Annotated in this window: 16 protein-coding genes and 1 tRNA gene; 7 read left to right on the forward strand and 10 right to left on the reverse strand. The window is 61.4% G+C overall.

Annotated elements, in window-relative coordinates; all coding sequences use genetic code 11:
• Window positions 1-96: 96 nt before the first annotated feature.
• The 7 genes from trmB to IPJ76_05785 all read right to left on the reverse strand — a co-directional run bounded on the left by trmB (window position 97) and on the right by IPJ76_05785 (window position 6,662).
• Window positions 97-780, reverse strand: a complete 684-nt coding sequence (gene trmB / locus IPJ76_05755; protein QQR87732.1) for a tRNA (guanosine(46)-N7)-methyltransferase TrmB — start codon at window positions 778-780, stop codon at window positions 97-99.
• A 90-nt stretch (window positions 781-870) separates the two neighbouring features.
• Window positions 871-1,311, reverse strand: a complete 441-nt coding sequence (locus IPJ76_05760; GenBank protein QQR87733.1) for an SMI1/KNR4 family protein — start codon at window positions 1,309-1,311, stop codon at window positions 871-873.
• Window positions 1,312-1,348: 37 nt separating this feature from the next.
• Window positions 1,349-1,585, reverse strand: coding sequence for a hypothetical protein (locus IPJ76_05765; protein ID QQR87734.1), 237 nt, complete (start codon window positions 1,583-1,585; stop codon window positions 1,349-1,351).
• A 69-nt stretch (window positions 1,586-1,654) separates the two neighbouring features.
• Window positions 1,655-2,962 carry a serine hydrolase gene (locus IPJ76_05770; protein ID QQR87735.1) on the reverse strand — a complete coding sequence of 436 codons (1,308 nt, stop codon included), beginning with the start codon at window positions 2,960-2,962 and terminating at the stop codon, window positions 1,655-1,657.
• A gap of 116 nt (window positions 2,963-3,078) precedes the next feature.
• Window positions 3,079-4,101: a hypothetical protein gene (locus IPJ76_05775; GenBank protein ID QQR87736.1), complete on the reverse strand. Its 1,023-nt coding sequence runs from the start codon at window positions 4,099-4,101 to the stop codon at window positions 3,079-3,081.
• A gap of 80 nt (window positions 4,102-4,181) precedes the next feature.
• The gene (locus tag IPJ76_05780) at window positions 4,182-5,759 is read right to left on the reverse strand and encodes a hypothetical protein (protein ID QQR87737.1); all 1,578 of its coding nucleotides are present in this window, start codon (window positions 5,757-5,759) and stop codon (window positions 4,182-4,184) included.
• A gap of 39 nt (window positions 5,760-5,798) precedes the next feature.
• Window positions 5,799-6,662: a tRNA glutamyl-Q synthetase gene (locus IPJ76_05785; GenBank protein ID QQR87738.1), complete on the reverse strand. Its 864-nt coding sequence runs from the start codon at window positions 6,660-6,662 to the stop codon at window positions 5,799-5,801.
• Window positions 6,663-6,743: 81 nt separating this feature from the next.
• On the opposite strand from IPJ76_05785, the gene IPJ76_05790 reads away from it, so the two are divergent.
• Both IPJ76_05790 and IPJ76_05795 read left to right on the forward strand, forming a co-directional pair.
• On the forward strand, window positions 6,744-6,938 hold the full coding sequence (locus IPJ76_05790) for a hypothetical protein (GenBank protein QQR87739.1): 195 nt from the start codon (window positions 6,744-6,746) through the stop codon (window positions 6,936-6,938).
• Entirely contained in the window at window positions 6,935-7,192 is a 258-nt protein-coding gene (locus IPJ76_05795) for a type II toxin-antitoxin system RelE/ParE family toxin (protein ID QQR88401.1), read from the forward strand. Before IPJ76_05790 ends, IPJ76_05795 begins: the two co-directional genes overlap by 4 nt.
• A 3-nt stretch (window positions 7,193-7,195) precedes the next feature.
• Here the strand turns inward: IPJ76_05795 and glmM are convergent, their stop codons facing one another.
• Complete coding sequence (glmM, locus tag IPJ76_05800; GenBank protein QQR87740.1) at window positions 7,196-8,614, reverse strand: phosphoglucosamine mutase; 1,419 nt, start codon at window positions 8,612-8,614, stop codon at window positions 7,196-7,198.
• 188 nt (window positions 8,615-8,802) lie between these two features.
• On the opposite strand from glmM, the gene IPJ76_05805 reads away from it, so the two are divergent.
• From IPJ76_05805 to IPJ76_05825, 5 genes are all read left to right on the forward strand, one after another.
• Window positions 8,803-10,215: a tetratricopeptide repeat protein gene (locus IPJ76_05805; protein QQR87741.1), complete on the forward strand. Its 1,413-nt coding sequence runs from the start codon at window positions 8,803-8,805 to the stop codon at window positions 10,213-10,215.
• Window positions 10,212-11,006, forward strand: a complete 795-nt coding sequence (locus IPJ76_05810; protein QQR87742.1) for a phosphosulfolactate synthase — start codon at window positions 10,212-10,214, stop codon at window positions 11,004-11,006. Before IPJ76_05805 ends, IPJ76_05810 begins: the two co-directional genes overlap by 4 nt.
• A gap of 80 nt (window positions 11,007-11,086) precedes the next feature.
• On the forward strand, window positions 11,087-11,404 hold the full coding sequence (locus IPJ76_05815; GenBank protein ID QQR87743.1) for a rhodanese-like domain-containing protein: 318 nt from the start codon (window positions 11,087-11,089) through the stop codon (window positions 11,402-11,404).
• Window positions 11,405-11,408: 4 nt separating this feature from the next.
• A complete protein-coding gene (locus IPJ76_05820) occupies window positions 11,409-12,104 on the forward strand; it encodes a VTT domain-containing protein (GenBank protein ID QQR88402.1) in 696 nt (231 codons plus the stop codon).
• Between the two features lie 14 nt (window positions 12,105-12,118).
• On the forward strand, window positions 12,119-12,847 hold the full coding sequence (locus IPJ76_05825) for a shikimate dehydrogenase (GenBank protein ID QQR88403.1): 729 nt from the start codon (window positions 12,119-12,121) through the stop codon (window positions 12,845-12,847).
• Between the two features lie 5 nt (window positions 12,848-12,852).
• Here the strand turns inward: IPJ76_05825 and IPJ76_05830 are convergent, their stop codons facing one another.
• Together IPJ76_05830 and IPJ76_05835 are read right to left on the reverse strand one after the other, a co-directional pair.
• On the reverse strand, window positions 12,853-13,014 hold the full coding sequence (locus IPJ76_05830) for a hypothetical protein (GenBank protein ID QQR87744.1): 162 nt from the start codon (window positions 13,012-13,014) through the stop codon (window positions 12,853-12,855).
• 64 nt (window positions 13,015-13,078) lie between these two features.
• Window positions 13,079-13,163, reverse strand: a tRNA-Leu gene (locus IPJ76_05835).
• Window positions 13,164-13,230 lie beyond the last annotated feature (67 nt).

The raw sequence follows: 13,230 nt of genomic DNA on the forward strand, positions 1-13,230 counted from the left end.
GTGCCTTCTTCGTATTGGAACGCCCTCGCCGCGATGGGCTGACCAGCAACTCCGTGCTGCTCTGTGCCCCTGTGCCTCGGTGGTCTTTCCCCTTGTTCACCTCCTCACCCGGAACCGGCAGTAGTGGATCGTCCTCCCCTCGGCCAACCACAATCGCTCGTAGTGCGTGCGGATGTTGAGCACTGCTTGCATGTCCGGTGCTAGTCTCGGCATCAGCTCGCCGTACACATCGGCGCTGCTCTCCAGCAAGGGGAGTTGTTGTTCTGCGATCTGCTCCAGGGTGTACTCGTAGAGCAGCGGGCTGTCGGTCTTCAGGTTCACCACGCCGTCGGGTACCAGGATGTTGCGGTAGCGCTCCAGGAACATCGGTGCGGTGAGGCGCTTGCGGGCCTTGCTGATCTGCGGGTCGCTGAAGGTGAGCCAGATGGCGCTCACTTCTCCTTGCGCGAAGCAGCTGGTGATCTGATCGACGTGCGTGCGCAGGAAGCCCACGTTGGTGAGGCCCTGCTCCTTCACGGTGCGTGCGCCGCGCCAGATGCGGGCGCCCTTGATGTCAACGCCCACGTAGTTGCATTGCGGTTGCAACGCTGCGAGGCCCGTGCTGTACTCGCCCTTGCCGCAGCCCAGCTCCACCACCAGCGGTGCATCGCGCTTGAAGAAGTCGCGGTTCCAGCGGCCCTTCATCGCGAAGCGGTCCTCCATCACCTCGGCGAAGGCGGGTTGCAGCACATGCGCGAACGTGAGGTTCTCCGCGAACTTGGGTTGTTTGGCTTTGGCCATGCTCGGATGGTCGCTCCGGAATGCGGGGCGCGAAGATGCGTGCTATCCCAATTGAGAATTACTCGGCAACAAACCACCGGGTCCCACTCGTCATTCATTGGCTTCCTCGATGATGGTCTTGAACCACGCGTCAAACGACGAAGCAATGACCTCAGGTGTCAGATCATCGGGATCGTCATGCCGAAAGAATACGACGGGCCGATGATCTCTATCCGGTGAGCGCAAGTCGATGCAATGGTAGTTCCCGAAACCATCCGCGCAGATCGGCAATAACAAGAAGCTGGTTGGCTTCCATTCCAAGAAGGACCTGTAGTTCTTCAACAGATCCTCGTGCTGCGGTCCACCTAGACCAAGTATCGATTCGCTCCCTACCTGCAAGGTGCCGAACTGTGAGAGGAAAAATCTAAACTCGTCAGGGAGGACGAAACCGATGGTCGCTTCGACCTCCGCAATGGTCGCTTCGGAAATTCCTCCGCTGGCCTTGAAGGTGTCAAAGTCCGACAACAACATGAGGTACTCCTCCTTGGTCATTTCTTGTAAGAAGCGCGAGCCTATTGCAGGTCGAAAATCATCGCTTGAACCCCTGCTTGGCCAATCGCATGGCCTCCTCTCGCGTGTACGACTTGCTCTCACCGCTCAGGTGCCGGGCTCTGCGACGCTCCAGCTCCGCCAACTCCTCATCGCTGATGTCATCCTCAGCCGGTGCTTCCTTCTCGATGGCGGTGGCCACGCGTTGCAAGGCGGCTTCATCCCAGATGCTCAGCAACCGTTGAACGAGATCGAGCTTCTTCAGTGCAATGTCCATGGTTGCGGCGTTGATCGGAATGCTAAGGTAGGGCTCGCCAGTGGCTGAGAGCAGCACCCTCCTCCAGCCCTACCGCACGAACCGGTGCACATGCTCCCTCCCGCTTGCCGTGCGCAACAGCAGGAAGTGCACGCCGGGACGCAACGCTGCGGTATTCACCACACCACCCTGCGGTGCGCCAGCAACCACGGTGCGACCGGTCGCATCCACCACGGCATAGCTCAGCAGTGTTTCGCCACGCGGGCATTGCACAGTGAAGCCATCGGCAACGGGCAGCACCTGCCACGCATCGTTGGCATCGGCTTCGCTCATGCCGAGGCCGCAGCTGAGTGCGTTGATGTACGACCATAGCTCCATGTCGAACACGATGGGCACCAGCGATGTGGTATCGGAGCTGTTGCCCATGCGCACCACCACCAGGCCCTCGCCGGGCACCACGTGGATCTTCTGGTCGTTCTTGCCCAATGCGGCAACCATATCAGTTGGCGCATTGGGGTTCAGCGGACCGGGCAATTGCAGTTGCAGGCCAGGCAGCATGTAAGAGCTCTGGCCGTTGAGCCATGTGAGGTAGCCGTAGCTCGGGTTGAGCGACTGGCTGGGCGTTGACATCGCGGTGAAGTACGCATCGTCGTTCAGCAAGGTGTCGGTATCCCAGATGCCGCGGTTCAGCAGCAGGTGGCCGTAGCGGGCCATGCCGCGCACGGTGCTGAAATAGACGTTGTTCCAACCGAGGTTGAGCCACAGGCCGCTCATGCCGATACGCGAACCCACCTGCTGGTTGGTCCACACGTTCGGGTTCTGGCCGGTGGCGTTCTGCAAAACCTCACGTAGCAGTGTGTAGGGCGCGTTGTGGTAGGCCCAGCGCGTGCCGGGGTCGGCTTCGTACTCCAGGCACGCGGGGTCGGTGCAGTCGGCGCCGCCTAAGGCGAAGTCGTTCAGGCCGGTGGTCATGGTAAGCTGATGGCGCAGGGTGATGGCACCCTCCTGCTGCGGTGTGAGACTGGTCCAACCCGCGCCCAGATATTGGCTGGTGCTGTCGTCAATGTCCAGGAAGCCTTGCTCTTGCGCCTGGCCCACCATGAAGGCGGTGAGCGTTTTGCCCGCGCTGGCCCAGTACCACAGGCTGTCCTGCGTGAAGGTGCCGAAGTACTTCTCCAGCACCAGCCGACCGTCTTTCAGCACCGCGAAGCCCTTGGTGTTCTTCTGCTCCAGGAAGGCGTAAAGCGAATCGATGCGGTGCTGGCACCAGCCGAGCGACGCGGGCGAAAGGGTATCCCACGCAGTGCCGGTGAGCGGCGGGAAGTACATGCCTTGCGCGGCAGTGCGCGCCGGGACAAGAAGGATGCAGGTGAAGGACAGAGCGATGAGGAAGCGCATGGCGGGTAGGATGCTGAAGCGGTGCAAAGGTTTACTGGGAACACCTCATTGCAGACATACCAACGCGAGAACGCCCCGGCATGCCGGGGCGTTGCGCCTTTGGGAGGTTATCGGTACTACCGCACGAACACCACGCGTCCAAGCGTTGTGCGAGCGCCGCTTGCATCGGTGGCCGTTGCCACAACAACACCGGTGTGGCCTGCCGGCATGGGGATCCGCAGTGCAGTGGTACCCGACGCCATGCGCTCCGTTGCGATCAGTCGCCCGGCAGCATCCAGCAGATCGACGCCCCAGTCCTGGTCGGCTTCAGCACGGGTGATGACGACGGCCCGGTCGGCTTCATCGGCACACACTTGCGGTATGGCCGAAGGGGCACCCACCACGGCGGAAAGCGAGCCGTTATTGAACCGTGTCACCGGGCGCGTGGTGGTGGTACCGGTCTGCGTGTTGATGGTCAGTGGGTTGTCCTGGTAGGTATTGCCGTGGTTGAGGTTCGGCATCACCGCTTGCACCCACTTTGTGGCCGTATAGGCCAAACCTTCCTGGAGTTCCACGGCCGGGGAGAGACCCACTACTGCGTTGCGCAACCAGGCCACCTCAATGACCAGGTTGTTCACCCCGTCCCACACGAAGCCGTTCACCATGAGCGGGAATTCAACCCACCCGGTTTGCACCGTGAAAGGCAACGACCAATTGACGTTCACAGCCGGACCAGCCCCGACACTCGCCTCCCAGTCCACGGACAACGGCGATGAACTGCTGCTGACCGCCGCCCCGAAATCGGCGAGTGCTGTGTGGCCCATGCGCACCTCGGTCACCATGTCACAACGCAATGGTCCATCATCGATGGTTCCCAGCACGCCGTCCGGACCGGGATCCGAAACGTCCGTTTGCAATGCTTTGAAAGCAAGGTCTGTGATCGCTCCAGCGCAAAGGCCTGCTGCCAGGAGTTCGCTGGCCGGATAGATGTACTGTACGCGTTGTCCGCGCGCTGTGCTCATGCCCGTGTTGGTGGCGAAAGGCGTGTGGGCATTGCCCAGTTCGGGTGTGCCATCGTAGGTGCCCACAGTGGCGGGGCATTGCGCCCATGAAACCGCGGTGAACAGCATTACGGCGCAAAGGGTAATGGAACGTTGCATGGTTTACGGTGTTTGCACACCGAAAGTAACCGTGCACCTGGCCCAAGGCAGGCTGCTCGTCCGAAAAGATGAGGCCCTTCCTACTTCCCCGTCGCCTTCACCAGCAGCAGTTGCATGGGCACCTGTTTGGTGGTGCCGGGGTTCTCGGCCGCAAAGGCGATGTACTCAGCATCGTTGATACGGATGAACTCCGTGCCCAGGATCGCATCGAAGTACTCGCCCGTGCGCACGGTCTTGGTGCGGAACTTCCCTTGGTCGTCGAACGTGGTGAAGGTGGTAAGGGCGGCTTTGGTGGGCTTGGGTTCCAGCACTTGGTCCTTCTTGCGCAGGTCGATGTTCGCCTCGTCGTCCAGCATCAGCAGGAAGAGCTGGCCGTCGTACTGCCCGGCGAACACATGGCCTGCATCGAGCTCTTCGCTCTTCATCTGCCGCGTGAACTTGGTCTGCCACTTCACAGCGCCGTCGGTACCCAGGCTGAAGGCCCACACGTTGTCGTGCATCCGGATGGGGTCGATGCTCTCGTAGCTCTTCTCGGTGGCGGTGCTGGGCAGGGGCGGCCACTTGAGCCAGAACTTCTGCACCACCACGTAGTAGCCGCCCTTGTGGGCCACGAAGCCGTCGCACTGCAGGTCGCTGAGACGTGTCTCGCCTTCCACCTCGTGCACCGTTGTCGTGGGCGCACCGTCGGTAATGGTGCTGAAGAAAATGCCGGGCGTCAGTTGATTGCGTTTGTCGCTCTGCCCCACTGTGCCAGCGCTCACCACCGTGCCGTTGGCCTGACAGATCATGTAAGCATCCTTGGCGTACTGGCCTTCCCCGGGGGCGAAGGCGTTCTCCTTCACACCATCCTCGGTGATGGTGACGAGCTTGTTGCTGAAGGTGTTCTCCGCGTTCTTGAACTTGATCTCACCGAAGGTGCTCTTGATCATCACGGTGGCCTTGCCGTCGTTGTCGATGACGGCGGCGAGCACATCGGTCCGCGACGCTTCCATGGGGCTCTTCACAAGGTCGTACCACAGCAGCTGCATGTTCTTGTCGAACGCGATGAAGACGTGCTTGGGGTGCACCTCATCGCCGGTGAGTTCGGGTGTCCACGCGAGGATCTTGCTGCTGTCAGGGCTCAGTGCGGTCTTCAATCCGTAGGGAATGCCATGCTGGGCGTCGCGGAACTTGCGCGGAGGTTTGCGCATGTGCTCGAAACGGCAGATCTGCGTGAAGGGGCCGTTGAGCTTGGTGAGGTCGGGATCGATCTGCGCCACGAGCACTTGCACGGCACCATCGAGGGTGTCAGTGCTGGTGGCCACCATCATCAACTTCCCGCCCATGGGCTCCACGGCTTCAAGCGCCAGTTTCCATTTCCCGCCCTTCATGTTGGGAGTGATGCTGCGGACGGGCAGCATCTTGGTGCGGTCGTACTGTTGCAGTATAGGCGGTATGTCGATGAACTTCTCCGGGCCTTTTGTGGCATCGTAGCCGCGGAAAACGCCCACGCCCACGCCGCTCTTGAAGAGGCCCAGCGGCGAGAGGGCCGCATCGGCGTTCAATTCAAAGTTCATCTTGGCCTTCACCTTCAGTTCGGGGGCGGTCTGGGCGGTGAGGCCCACGGCCGTGGTGATGGCGAGAGCGGAGGCGAGTGTGCGGAACGCGTTGGTAAGCATGCGCTTCAATTTGAAGGGGCGGCAAGTTAGACGACTGGTTCAGCCTGCATCGGGCAGCAGGCCGCGGGCCGTTAGCAAGGCTCGGGCCGCAGTGTGTATCTCCTGCGGGGAACGCCCTTGGGCGCGCCATTCGCGCAGGGCATCGGCGCCTGCGCTCTTGCTGAGCTTGCGGCCTTGGGCATCGGTGCTCAGGGGGTGGTGCAGGAAGTGTGCTTGCGCGAACGCGGTGTTGCCCGTGACTTCCGCCAAGTGCACCTGCAACGCGGTGCTGGGCAGCAGGTCCTCGCCGCGCACTACGGTGCTGATGCCGAAGTGGTGGTCGTCCACCAGCGATGCGACATGGTAGGCCGGACGTGGCGGCGCGGCACCGCTGGCCCGCGAGCGCACCACGGGGTCGCCACCACCGATGGCGTGTTGCACAATGCCGTTGCCCAGTTCATGGAAGGTGGCAGCGGCGTTCGGTGGCAACTTCAAGCGCCACGCCATGTTCGGGTCATCAAGAGACTTGCGCAACGTCCGGCAGGTGCTGCGGTAGCTACCATCCGCGGAAGCTGCAGCCACCTGTGCACGCGAGCAATCGCAAGCGTAGAGCAGGTCGCGAGCGCGCAGGTCGTTGAGCAGTGCTTCGTACTGCTCCATGCGCTGATGCTGGCTCCAGTTCTTCAGGAAATCCTCCACCCCGGCTGGTCCTTCCTGCCATGTGATGCCCAGCCATTCCAACGTGCTGAAGATGTCGTCGATGTATTCCGTCCGCGCACGTTCCGCATCCAGGTCGTCGATGCGCAGAAGGATGGTTCCGTTGTTGGCCTTCGCCAATTGCCACACCGCGCTGAAGTTGATGCCGTTGCCCGCGTGCAGGAAGCCGCTGGGCGTGGGGGCTATGCGGGTGCGGAAGAAAGACATGGCGCGAGCGCAAAGAACGCTGCGATGGACCTGCGATGGGACCCGGGCACATGGCCTTACATTTGAGCCAGCCGCAGGAACATGAAAGGCATCAACATCCTTTACGACGCCAAGGGTCGGAAGCAGCAGCTCCAGATCGACATCAGTTTGATCGAGAAGAACCCGGAGATGGTCGAGGACATCCTCGACGTGCTCGTCTGTGAATCGCGCCGCAACGAACCCGCTATTCCACTGGCAGAGCTGAAGCGGCGATTGGCCAAGCCCAAGAAGCACTGATGTACCGGGTCGAGGTCGCTCGTACTGCGGAGCGGGAGATCCATCGTTTGCCGCGCGATATCCAAGTGAGGATACTGCGGGCGCTGACAGGGCTGGAGAAAGACCCACGTCCATCAGGAAGCAGGAAGCTTGTCGGCGCACAAGACCTCTGGCGCATCCGCATCGGCATGTACCGTGTGATCTACCTTATCAACGATGGCATCAAGCTGGTTCGCGTTGAGCGGGCCGGGCACCGCAGCGACGTGTATCGGTGATACTTAAACCTTCACCCCCGCTAACTCCCCCAGCTCCGCCATGATGCGCTTCGCCAGCGCATCGGCAGCAGCAGGCGTGCTGCTCTCCGCGTAGATGCGGATGATCGGCTCGGTGTTGCTGCGGCGCAGGTGCACCCACTCGTTGCCGAACTCGATGCGAAGGCCATCGACGGTGCTGTGCGGTTGCGCGGCGTACTTGCGTTGCATGCTGTCAAGAATGGCTTGCAGTCCATTCTCCTGTCCTGTCATGCCGAGCGCAGTCGAGGCATCGATCTTGTTCTTGCTGATGAAGTAATCCGGATAGCTGCGGCGCAACGCACTGCACGTCCCGCCGCGCTTGGCCAACAACGTCAGGAACAGTGCAATGCCCGCCAGCGCATCACGGCCATAATGCAGCTCACTCAGGATCACGCCGCCGTTGCCTTCGCCGCCTATCGGTGCGTTCACCTTGCGCATCAGTTCCACCACGTTCACTTCGCCCACCGCGCTCGCATGGCGCGTGCGGCCGTGGCGTGCGGCCACATCGTTCAGCGCGCGCGTGCTGCTCAGGTTGCTCACCGTGTCGCCGGGGCGGCTGGCCAGCACATGGTCGGCGCAGGCCACCAACGTGTACTCCTCGCCGAAGAGGCTGCCGTCCTCACACACCAGCGCCAGGCGGTCCACATCGGGGTCGACACAGATGCCCAAGTGCGCGCTCTCCTTCTTCACCAACGCACAGATGTCCTGCAAATGCTCAGGTAGCGGTTCGGGGTTGTGGGGGAACTTCCCGTTCGGTTCGCAGTAGAGTTCCACCACATCCTTCACACCGAGCGCCTTCAGTAGTTGCGGCACGGCCACGCCGCCCACGCTGTTCACCGCATCCACCACCACCTTGAAGTTCTTTGCGCGGATAGCGGCCACGTCAACGAGGTCGAGCGCGAGGATCGCATCGATGTGCTTCTGCGTCCACGATGCATCGGTACGCACGCCGCCCAGTTCATCGACACCAGCGAAGGTGAACGCGTTCTCTTCGGCTATGCGCAACACCTCGGCACCATCGGCCGCGCTGATGAACTCACCCTTCGCGTTGAGGAGTTTCAGCGCGTTCCACTGCTTGGGATTGTGGCTTGCGGTAAGGATGATGCCCGCATCGGCCCCTTCACCGGGCACGGCCATCTCAACAGTAGGCGTTGTGGCGAGGCCCAGGTCGATGACCTCGAACCCAAGACCAACCAGTGCAGCGCGCACAAGATCGCCTACCATGGGCCCGCTCAACCGCGCATCGCGGCCGAGGATGCACACCGGGCGCTGCTTGCCGCTGCGCTGCTTGATCATCGTTCCGAACGCCGAGGCGTAGCGCGCCACGTCGATCGGTGTAAGGTTGTCGCCCGGTGTGCCGCCGATGGTGCCGCGGATGCCGGAGATGCTTTTGATGAGGGTCATGGAGTTGGAAAGGAAGGTCGTTCCGTAAGGGCGTGCAAAGGTGAAAGAGAGCGGCATCCGATGGTACGGCATTCCATCCACCTGCGGCGGTTCATTCCAGCCCATGACCGTGCTTGGCGGCCATCAACAGGAAGGGATAACTTGGGGCATCGGCAAGTGACCGGTCACCTACTTTCGCCCCTGACCGCATGAACGAACACAGACAGCCGCGCAGTGAGCGCAGCAAGAACGCACCACCGTGCGTGCAGCGTTTCGAAGGCATGCTGCTCCGCAACGAGACGCTGTTCTTCGATGTGGAGGACTTCGACCAGATCATCAACCACTATCTGGAGCAGAACGAGACGCGCCGGGCCAAACAGGCGCTCGACATCGGCTTTACGCAGCACCCCAACAGCAACGACCTGCGCTTCTGCGAGGCACAGGTGCTCATGAGCATGGGCAAGCTGAACGCCGCCCTGAGCATCCTGGACCAGCTGGGCCGCGCCGAACCCTACAACGTGGATGTGCTGATGAACAAGGCGGCCATCCACAGCCAGCTGCGCGACCACCGTCGCGCCATCGAGCACTACAAGAAGGCGTTGGAGCTGGCCGAGGAAGGGCACGATGAGATCCTGCTCGACATGTCGTTCGAGCATGAGAACCTGGAGGCGTTCGACGATGCCATCCAGTGCCTGCTGCGCGCTGCGGAGATCAACCCGGAGAACGATGCGGTGCTCTACGAACTGGCCTACTGCTACGACCTGGCCGGGCGCAACAACGAGAGCATCGTGTACTTCCGCGAGTTCACGGACAAGTACCCGTACGCCTTCGTGGCGTGGTACAACCTGGGCAACGCCCTGGCCATCGCCGAGCGCATCGATGAGAGCAACGAAGCCTTGGAACTGAGCATCGCCATCGATGAGCGCTTCACCAGCGCCTACTTCAGCAAGGCCCGCAACCTGCTCGTCTCCGGCCGTTACGAAGAGGCCATCGCGTGCTATCGCGAAACGCAGACCTACGAAGGTCCGCAGGCCATCACCTTCAGCTACATCGGCGAGTGCTACGAGAAGATGGAGCGCTACAACGAAGCGCTCATCCATTATGACCAAGCCCTTGCGCTGGACCCCAACTGGACCGATGCTTGGATCGGCCGCGGCGTGGTGAAGGACCTGCAGAGCAAGACCGCGGAGGCCATCAAGGACCTGGAGATCGCCACGCGCATACAGCCCGACCATCCTGACGCTTGGTACTATTTGGCCAACACGCTGGGCCGGGCCGCACAGTACGAGCGCTCGCTGCAGGCCTACACCAAGTTGAACGCGCTCGACGCGAGCCACCTCGAAGGCTGGATGGACCATGCCGACATGCTCATGCACCTGAAGGGCCCGGACGCAGCGATGAAGAAGCTCAAGGAGGGCGAGATGGTGCACAAGCTGAACCCCGCGTACCGCTTCCGCATGGCCAGCTACCTCCTCCGTTGCGGCCGCGAGCAACAAGGTTTGCTGGAACTGGAAGAAGCGTTGATGAGCGACCCCAAAGGCCACAAGGCCCTCACCGATCATTATCCCGAAGCGCTGCACTTGCCGCAGGTGGTGCACATCATCGGGCTCTACGATAAATGAACTACCGCCTTTCGCACATCCCCGCGCGCACCCGCAAGCCGCGCGAGGAAGGGCTCACCATGGTGATGGACAAGGGCCTCAGCCTGCGCCAGGCCGAGGATCTTGTGGAGGGCTGTGGCCACTTAGTGGACATGCTCAAGCTCGGTTTCGGCAGCAGCTACGTGATGCCCAAGCTGAAAGAGAAGATCGCCCTCTACCACAAAGCCGACATGCGCGTGTACCTCGGCGGCACGCTGTTCGAGGCCTTCGTTGCGCGCGGGCAGTTCAAGGACTACGTGAAGCTCATCGAAGACCTCGGCCTGAACTTCGCCGAAGTGAGCGACGGGAGCATCAATATTCCGCACAAGGAAAAGTGCGAGTACATCAACAAGCTGGCCCGCAAGGTGACGGTGCTCAGTGAAGTGGGCAGCAAAGAGGAGGGCATCCTCATCAGCCCCGCGCGTTGGGTACGCATGATGCAGGACGAACTGAAGGCCGGCAGTTGGAAGGTGATCGCCGAAGCGCGCGAGAGCGGTACGGTGGGCATCTACCGGCCCAACGGTCATGCGCACACCACACTGGTGAACAAGATCATCGCCAAGGTGCCCAACAAGGACATCATCTGGGAAGCACCGCGCAAGCCGCAACAAGTGTGGTTCATCCAGTTGATGGGGCCGAATGTCAACCTCGGCAACATCGCCCCGGATGAAGTGATAGCCCTGGAAACGCTGCGCCTCGGCCTGCGCGGCGACACCTTCTTCGACCACCTGCCCGAGAGCATGAGCGAGAAGCTGCGGCAGACGAAAGAATGAGTGCGGGGCCCGGAACAACCAGTGAGGGCCGGGCGACAATACCGAACAACCAACAACGACCAACCATCAACCTGCCCACTATGCAGGAGATCACACCGAAAGAACTTGAAGCGATGAAGAAGGAAGGCAAGCCGTTCCAGCTCATCGACGTGCGCGAACCCTACGAAGTGGAACTGTGCAACATCGGTGGTACGCCCATCCCCATGGGCGACGTCGTGGAGCGCATAGACGAGGTGCGAAAGGACGTGCCGGTGGTGATCCACTGCCGAAGCGGGGCCCGCAGTGGGGCTGTCATCAATGCGCTCAGCTCGCGCTACGGCTACACCAACCTCATCAACTTGAAAGGCGGCATCCTGGCCTATGGCCGCGAAGTGGACCCCTCAATGAAGTGCGAGTGACATGATGGAGCTCATCCAACCGATCATTGATCTGGTCAAGGACCCCAAGTCGGTCATTGATGCCTTCATCGCGGCGCACGGAAGTCTGGTTTACGCGCTGCTATTCGCCATCATCTTCGTGGAGACCGGCCTGGTCGTGATGCCCTTCCTGCCAGGTGACTCGTTGCTCTTTGTGGCAGGTTCGCTGGCCGCTGGAGCCGCGCCCACGCTCAACATCTGGTTCCTTTTCTTCCTCCTCTTCGCGGCAGCGGTGCTCGGTGACAACCTGAACTATTGGGTCGGTCGGTTCTTCGGTCCGCGCGTGGTGAAGTGGAAGACGTTCGGCTACGACCTGGTGAAACAGAAGCACCTGGACAAGACGCACGGTTACTTCGAGAAGTACGGCGTGAAGACGATCATCATCGCCCGCTTCATTCCCATCGTTCGCACCATTACCCCGTTCGTCGCTGGCGTGGGCGCCATGAGCTACCGGAAGAAATTCCTGCCCTTCGACATCGCGGGCGGTGCGCTGTGGATCGGCAGCATGCTCACCGCGGGTTATCTCATCGGCAATAGCGAGATCGTGCAGAAGAACTTCAAGCTAGTGGTGCTGGGCATCATCGGCATCAGCGTGCTGCCCATGGTCATCGAGATCGCACGCGCCCGTTTCGGCAAGCGTCGGCGTCCCGATCCATCGGGAGGCAATAGATCGGCGGCGTGAGCGTTGAAGGCCGCGTGGAACGCTACGGGCTCATCGGACATCCGGTATCGCACAGCTTCAGCCAGCGGTACTTCACGGACAAATTCCAGCGCGAGAACATCAACGCGCGCTACGACCTTTTCGATGTGCCCGATGTCGGCGGGTTACGTGCTCTGGTAGCCGCACAAGAGGGCCTGCGCGGACTGAACGTGACCGTACCGCACAAGCAGAGCGTTATGCCGCTGCTCGATGAACTGGCACCCACTGCCCGCAGCATTGGCGCAGTGAACACGGTGCACATCAACGGCGGCAAGCTCATCGGCCACAACACCGATGCGGAAGGCTTCCGCCGGATGCTGCTGCCATTGCTCGGCACCGAACGCCCGCGCGCACTCGTGCTTGGCACGGGCGGCGCAAGTCGCGCTGTTGCGTACGTGCTCAAGGAACTGAACATCAAGTTCCGCCTCGTGAGCCGCACCCGCGATCGCGGCGACCTCACCTTCGACATGGTGGATGCGACCGTGATTAAAGTGAGCCCGCTCATCATCAACACCACGCCGCTGGGCCAACACCCGCTCGTGGACGAAGCGCCGCAACTGCCCTACGACCAGCTCACACCTCGCCACCTGCTGGTTGACCTGGTGTACAATCCGGAGGTGACGACCTTCATGCGGCACGGGCGCGACCATGGCGCGCGCACTTGCAACGGCCTGCCCATGCTGCATGCACAAGCGGAGGCCGCGTGGCGGGTGTGGAACAACTGAACCAATCACCGGGCGCAAGCCCGCCAGATCATCAGCCCCAGGCAGAACAGAAAGAGGAAGATGCTGATGCGATTGATGCCGTGCATGAAGCGCAGGTTCACATTGTCGTTGCCCTTGCCGAACAGCGTTGAGGGGTTGAGGTAGTAGAGGACGCGCTTGAAGAACATGGCGTTCGGTGTTGGTGCCTGGGACGGTAACTTGAACTCACCCAGGGAGAAGGTCAATATCGGGTGCCCAGGGCGGGACTTGAACCCGCACAGCCCTTACGGACCAAGGGATTTTAAGTCCCTCGTGTCTACCATTTCACCACCTGGGCGTGGAGGCGAAAGGTAGGCCCGGCAATGCCGCACGGCCCAGCAACCTCCTGCACCGCCCTACTTTCG

It is taken from the genome of Flavobacteriales bacterium (assembly GCA_016699575.1).
Lineage (GTDB): Bacteria > Bacteroidota > Bacteroidia > Flavobacteriales_F > PHOS-HE28 > PHOS-HE28.

Coding starts and splice junctions, on each gene's coding strand:
- IPJ76_05775 (QQR87736.1), bottom strand. CDS start 4,101: ATGCAACGTTCCATTACCCTTTGCGCCGTAATGCTGTTCACCGCGGTT.
- IPJ76_05805 (QQR87741.1), top strand. CDS start 8,803: ATGAACGAACACAGACAGCCGCGCAGTGAGCGCAGCAAGAACGCACCA.
- IPJ76_05760 (QQR87733.1), bottom strand. CDS start 1,311: ATGACCAAGGAGGAGTACCTCATGTTGTTGTCGGACTTTGACACCTTC.
- IPJ76_05810 (QQR87742.1), top strand. CDS start 10,212: ATGAACTACCGCCTTTCGCACATCCCCGCGCGCACCCGCAAGCCGCGC.
- IPJ76_05765 (QQR87734.1), bottom strand. CDS start 1,585: ATGGACATTGCACTGAAGAAGCTCGATCTCGTTCAACGGTTGCTGAGC.
- IPJ76_05770 (QQR87735.1), bottom strand. CDS start 2,962: ATGCGCTTCCTCATCGCTCTGTCCTTCACCTGCATCCTTCTTGTCCCG.
- IPJ76_05785 (QQR87738.1), bottom strand. CDS start 6,662: ATGTCTTTCTTCCGCACCCGCATAGCCCCCACGCCCAGCGGCTTCCTG.
- glmM (QQR87740.1), bottom strand. CDS start 8,614: ATGACCCTCATCAAAAGCATCTCCGGCATCCGCGGCACCATCGGCGGC.
- IPJ76_05780 (QQR87737.1), bottom strand. CDS start 5,759: ATGCTTACCAACGCGTTCCGCACACTCGCCTCCGCTCTCGCCATCACC.
- IPJ76_05820 (QQR88402.1), top strand. CDS start 11,409: ATGGAGCTCATCCAACCGATCATTGATCTGGTCAAGGACCCCAAGTCG.
- trmB (QQR87732.1), bottom strand. CDS start 780: ATGGCCAAAGCCAAACAACCCAAGTTCGCGGAGAACCTCACGTTCGCG.
- IPJ76_05790 (QQR87739.1), top strand. CDS start 6,744: ATGAAAGGCATCAACATCCTTTACGACGCCAAGGGTCGGAAGCAGCAG.
- IPJ76_05815 (QQR87743.1), top strand. CDS start 11,087: ATGCAGGAGATCACACCGAAAGAACTTGAAGCGATGAAGAAGGAAGGC.
- IPJ76_05830 (QQR87744.1), bottom strand. CDS start 13,014: ATGTTCTTCAAGCGCGTCCTCTACTACCTCAACCCCTCAACGCTGTTC.